The organism is Negativicutes bacterium, assembly GCA_021372785.1.
Lineage (GTDB): Bacteria > Bacillota > JAAYKD01 > JAAYKD01 > JAAYKD01 > JAJFTT01.
This window is the reverse complement of the sequence record JAJFTT010000044.1, coordinates 1-5,064: the sequence shown is the minus strand read 5'-3', so window position 1 is coordinate 5,064 and position 5,064 is coordinate 1. Positions and strand designations below refer to the sequence as shown.

Here is a 5,064-nt window from a genome sequence, read left to right as displayed (position 1 = left end):
GTCTATATTATCGGAACAATGAATGATATTGACCGATCTGTAGATAGCTTCGATTTTGCAATGCGTCGAAGGTTCAGATTTGTTGAATTGAAAGCGGACGCGCGGGTGGAGATGCTTGCCACATTGGAGAATGAGGAATTAGAAGCAGAAGCAATTAGGCGAATGGCGGCATTGAACAAAGAGATAGCAGGAATTGAAGACCTAAACGAAAACTATCAGATTGGAGCGTCCTATTTCCTGAAGCTCAAGACTTTGAGTTTTGACCAGCTTTGGACGGACTATCTCCATCCGCTTTTGCAGGAATATATTCAGGGAATGTACAATGAAGATGACATCATGAATAAGTTCGCAAAGGCGTACAACTACAAGAAGCCGGATGAAGGTAGTTCTGATGAAGCAGTACAAAATTAAAGATAATTCCCAAATAAGAAAAGTAGCCTTCTCCGAAGTTACAACAATTGCCTGTAAGGTCGCGGATAAGACGCTAGAGCAGCTGGAAAGAGAAGGAGTCTTCGTATTTCCTGAGATTATCAAGGATGCTGAAGACATAACAAAAGATCAGATGATTCTTCAGAGTGTCAATGATTCATATCGCTCTGGTAATGTAATGGGATTCCTTGGGTATGGGAATGAACGGCTCGTAATTGAATCCCGATTCTGCTCGGATGATAACGACTTTTTCTTCCAGTATCTGCTCGACCGTGTTCTTGATTTCCCTAACATTGTTGACCTAGAAACCGATGCGAATCAAGACATCAGATTGTTTAATTTGCTTCTTTTCCTTTTTCCGTACTATCTAAAAAAAGCCGCACGAAAAGGTGTTTTTAAGATGTACCTTCGTAACGAATACAACGATGACAATATTAAAGGCACGATTGATATTGAACGTCACATCACCCAAAACACACCCTTCACCGGAAATGTAGCATATAACCAGAGAGAGTATTCATATGATAACTATTTGATGGAACTGGTTCGACACACTATTGAATTCATCAAGAAAAAGCCATATGGGAACAACCTCCTTATCAAGATCAAGGATGAAGTAAAGCTCGTTGTGGATGCAACACCGGAGTATGAGCATTACGATAAGCGGAAGATTATAGCAGATAATAAACAGAACACTGTCAGACACGCGTATTACCGTGAATATAGGGCGTTACAGCATTTGTGCCTATTGATCCTTCAGCATCAAAAGCATCAGATCGGTTCTGGTACACGTCAAATATATGGAATTCTATTTGATGGTGCTTGGTTGTGGGAGGAATATATCAATACACTCATTGACGACCTATTCTACCATCCCATGAACAAGGGAGGAAAAGGTGCACAGCGTTTATTCGCGGGTAATATTGGTTTAATTTATCCAGATTTCATCAGCCGAAGTAGCGGAATCTGTATTATCGCTGATGCTAAGTACAAACCAATTAATAATATAGGGAACAGGGACTATCTACAGGTGCTTGCATATATGTTCAGATTTGATGCCAAGAAAGGATTCTATTTTTATCCGGAAGCAGAAAACACAGAGGATTTACAACTTTGGATGAATAAAGGCTCCACCTACGGAGAAAATGTGGAACCGAGGAACGACATATGTGTCACTAAGCATGGATTGAAAATTCCAAACCATGCAGAACATTATATAGATTTTATAGCAAGAATGAATAAATATGAGATGGAATTCAGAAAAGTTCTTGATACTCATGTGTTTTGATTATCTCGCATCATAGGATTGATACTTTTAATTTTTCCTCCCCTCATCCTTGCCGGGTAGCTTGCTAGAGTCAACTGAGAAAAGCTGAATTACAAATAAACAAATAGGGCTTTCACAGAAGTGCCGAATCAACTGGCAAACCCGTGGAAGTCCTTTTTTTAAACCTTTTCGGCATATTTGCACCGAAGGGGTTTTTCTATTGTATTAAAATCTGCATTTACATAGACGATACTTATACAAACGGTAACTCTCTACCAGATAATTTGATATTTCCGTTTGCCGAGTGCACACACTATGCACACCCCAAAGATTCCGTTTGCCGAGTGCAAGGCGTAATCCGCCTATATGCACCGTTGACGGAGCTTTTCTTAGCACTCTCCAAACGGCAGAAAACGTAAAACCGCCAAAGTGCCTGAAAAAAGGCATTCTGGCGGTTACCGTGTGCACAATAAAAACGCCAGCATTGTATCAATACTGACGTTCTTATATGGTGGAGGCGATGGGAATCGAACCCATGTCCGAAAATGAACCTATAAGGCTTTCTCCGAGCGCAGCGATTGATTTGAGTTATCGCCTCAGGCAGCTTCCTATCGCCGAATCTGCCCTACACTATGCCGTGTGTTTCCCCAAACAGGATACGGTCATCTCCTGCCGGGTAGCCGACTTAATGACGCTCGCCCAGCCCCGTCGGCGGTAGGCTGGTCGAACGGCTACTTATTTACTAAGCAGCGATTAATTGATTGTTGTTGACAGTTATCTGTCGTCCAAGTTTTATCGTGGCCCTGGTCCACGGCTCGCTTACCAGATAAATCCTATCCCCGTCGAAACCATTACGCCCCCATGTTTATCTTATAATATAACATAATTTGGCGGAAAGGTCAAGCCGATAAAAAATTATTTGCGGACTGCTTGACTGTCTTCCCACTAATGATATTCTATTGATATCACTTAAATGTCAAGAGGAGGCTTTCTCATGAAGGAACCTTATTCCAAAGAAATCGAACTCAAAGCCCAAAACGGCATGTTCATGTTGATTTTCAGTATCTTGTTAACGCTGGCTGGATTCGCGGCTATCGGTGTGGGCGCTCTCATTCTTACCGAAAGCGTCAGACAGCGCAACAAAAATTGCAAGGACCTGCCTGCGGACACACGTCTGCCACAAACAACGCCCGGCGAAAGTAAATCGGAATCCTGCTGATCAAAGCAAAACTTCTCCTGCCGCCCTATGGTGTCCCGGAATTGCAGTATGCTGCAGATTCCGGAATTTTCCATGTCCGGTGCTCCGCTGCAATCTTGCAATCACGAAATTCGCTTTCCCGATTGTTTCCGGTCCTTTTTTATGCTATATTGATCTTAATCTCTGCTGTGATAGAGAAAGGAAGATCACAATTATGAAAAAAACTGCCAAACTCCTGGCTTTCACTCTGATGCTCGCTGTCTGCTTAAGCTGCGCTGCCTGTACAAAAGTGAACGATCTTCTCAATCGATCGCTGGATGGGGAAGCGGTTGAAGTGAGCGCCCCTGCGCAAACACAGGAGCAGCCAAAATCCACACAAAGCATTGGCTTTCAATTAACAGAACTGCATAAAAACCTCCGGGCCGGTGGTCCGGTTGATCCGGAAAGCGGCAATCTTGCGCAAGCATTCTCCGCCGGCAGCGCTGCCGGCGCACCTTCCGAAGCGGTCATTCACTCCGTTGCGGAAATTATTGAAACTGCCAATGTTGTTCTTTGGGATGGCAGCGTCGCCGGAGGATTCAGCGCCGGGCGTGGGGCGGCGGATGATCCTTATCGGATCAACTCCCCGGCTGAATTGGCTTATCTGGCAGAACAAGTGGCACGCAAAAATGAATATGCCAATACTTATTTTATTCAGACTGCAAATTTCGATTTCAATCACATCGTCTGGCTGCCGATTGGCGGTAATCACAGCGTCGTGCTGTCGGGAGACTCCGGTCTTAAAACAACCGCCACTGTTTTTAAAGGTCATTATAATGGCAACGGGTTTTTCCTTTGTCATTTAAAGACAGCCCCGGAACAAAACGAAACCGGTTTGTTCGGCAGTGTTGCCAATGGCAGCCTGGAAAATATCAGCGTTTACCAATCTGACGTTCAGGGGACGAAAAATGTGGGTGGAATTGTGGGAAAAGCCGTTTCCGAAGTGATTACCGCCTGTTATTATCACGGGAAATTAACTTGCGCCAGCCAGCTTGGCGGCGGTATCGCCGGCAGTATTGCGGCAACTCAAATCAACAGTTGCGGCAATCTGGCCAACATTCGCTGCAGCGCCCCGGTAGAACTTTACTCCATCAGCCGTGAACTCGGCGCCTGGATCGGCGGTATTACCGGCAGTGCCAGCAATTCCACCCTATCCGATTGCTTCAATACCGGAACTGTTGAAGGTTTCGCAATCGCCATGGCCGGAATTGCCGGTGATATTTCCGCACGGGTCAGCATTGAGCGGTGCTTCAACAGCGGCAGCATCAGCAGCAGCTGTGAGGCATTTGTAGGCGGAATCGTCGGTTCCGGCCGGGCTTCCACCCGCGGCACCTCGGATGAAGTTGAAAACTCGATTATCGATTGTTACAATCTGGGTAAAATATCGGCGCAAAATGCACACGGCGTGGGTGGAATTGCCGGTTATCTGCTGCAATACAATCGCCTGGAAAACTGTTATCATGCCGGTCAGCTGATCAACGGCAACGCTTTCGGCAGCGTAGATATTTATGACCCCATCTATGGCAGCTTTGATTACTACAGCTTGGCCCAGGTAACCGGCGCTATAATAGGAGAAGCCGTTCAGCTCTCCGCCACATTGACCAACCTCTATTATCGGGCTGACAGCAGCGTTTTCGCTTGCGGTACGCTCTCCGCAGAGAACAACTGGATAAGCAGCGTGGCAGCAAGTCTGACGGAGGCCGACCTGTCTTCTGCGAGTTTTGCCGCTGCTCTGGGAGAAAATTTCAGAGCCGATACCGAACATCGCAATCAGGGGTATCCTCTTCTGATCACGATCAATTATAATAAACTGCTGACAGATTAAGTCCAAACTGCCGGCAGATGAGAAGCCTGCCCAAAATGAAGTAAGCCCGAACCAGATTCCGCCGGCGCGCCTTTTGCTTGATGCGGCGTCAACGGCAGAAATGGCCGGGCTTTTTTATGCAGCGATCCGGCGGAAGGGCCGACGTTTTTCTTTCGGAAACCATGGTATATACACTACCGGAAGCAGAACAGACCTGCCTGATCTGCGGCGGTGCCCTGCATGTCATGCGCAAAGAAACCCGCAAAGAATTGAAAATCATTCCGGCTAAGGTGAGTGTAGTGGAGCATATCAGCTATGTCTATGCCT

Annotated in this window: 4 protein-coding genes, 1 other RNA gene and 1 pseudogene; 5 read left to right on the top strand and 1 reads right to left on the bottom strand. The window is 46.0% G+C overall.

What is annotated here, in order from left to right:
• Positions 1–411: ATPase (locus tag LLG09_05895; GenBank protein MCE5196643.1), on the top strand; the 411-nt coding region annotated here is incomplete at its 5' end.
• Positions 392–1,717: a hypothetical protein gene (locus LLG09_05890; GenBank protein ID MCE5196642.1), complete on the top strand. Its 1,326-nt coding sequence runs from the start codon at positions 392–394 to the stop codon at positions 1,715–1,717. The genes LLG09_05895 and LLG09_05890, both read left to right, overlap by 20 nt.
• Before the next feature lie 488 nt (positions 1,718–2,205).
• Here LLG09_05890 and ssrA read toward each other — a convergent pair.
• Positions 2,206–2,557: a transfer-messenger RNA gene (gene ssrA, locus LLG09_05885) on the bottom strand.
• A 133-nt stretch (positions 2,558–2,690) separates the two neighbouring features.
• Here ssrA and LLG09_05880 point away from each other — a divergent pair.
• From LLG09_05880 to LLG09_05870, 3 genes and pseudogenes are all read left to right on the top strand, one after another.
• Positions 2,691–2,915, top strand: a complete 225-nt coding sequence (locus LLG09_05880; GenBank protein MCE5196641.1) for a hypothetical protein — start codon at positions 2,691–2,693, stop codon at positions 2,913–2,915.
• A gap of 193 nt (positions 2,916–3,108) precedes the next feature.
• Positions 3,109–4,758 carry a hypothetical protein gene (locus tag LLG09_05875; GenBank protein ID MCE5196640.1) on the top strand — a complete coding sequence of 550 codons (1,650 nt, stop codon included), beginning with the start codon at positions 3,109–3,111 and terminating at the stop codon, positions 4,756–4,758.
• Between the two features lie 185 nt (positions 4,759–4,943).
• Positions 4,944–5,064, top strand: a pseudogene (locus tag LLG09_05870) (IS66 family transposase zinc-finger binding domain-containing protein).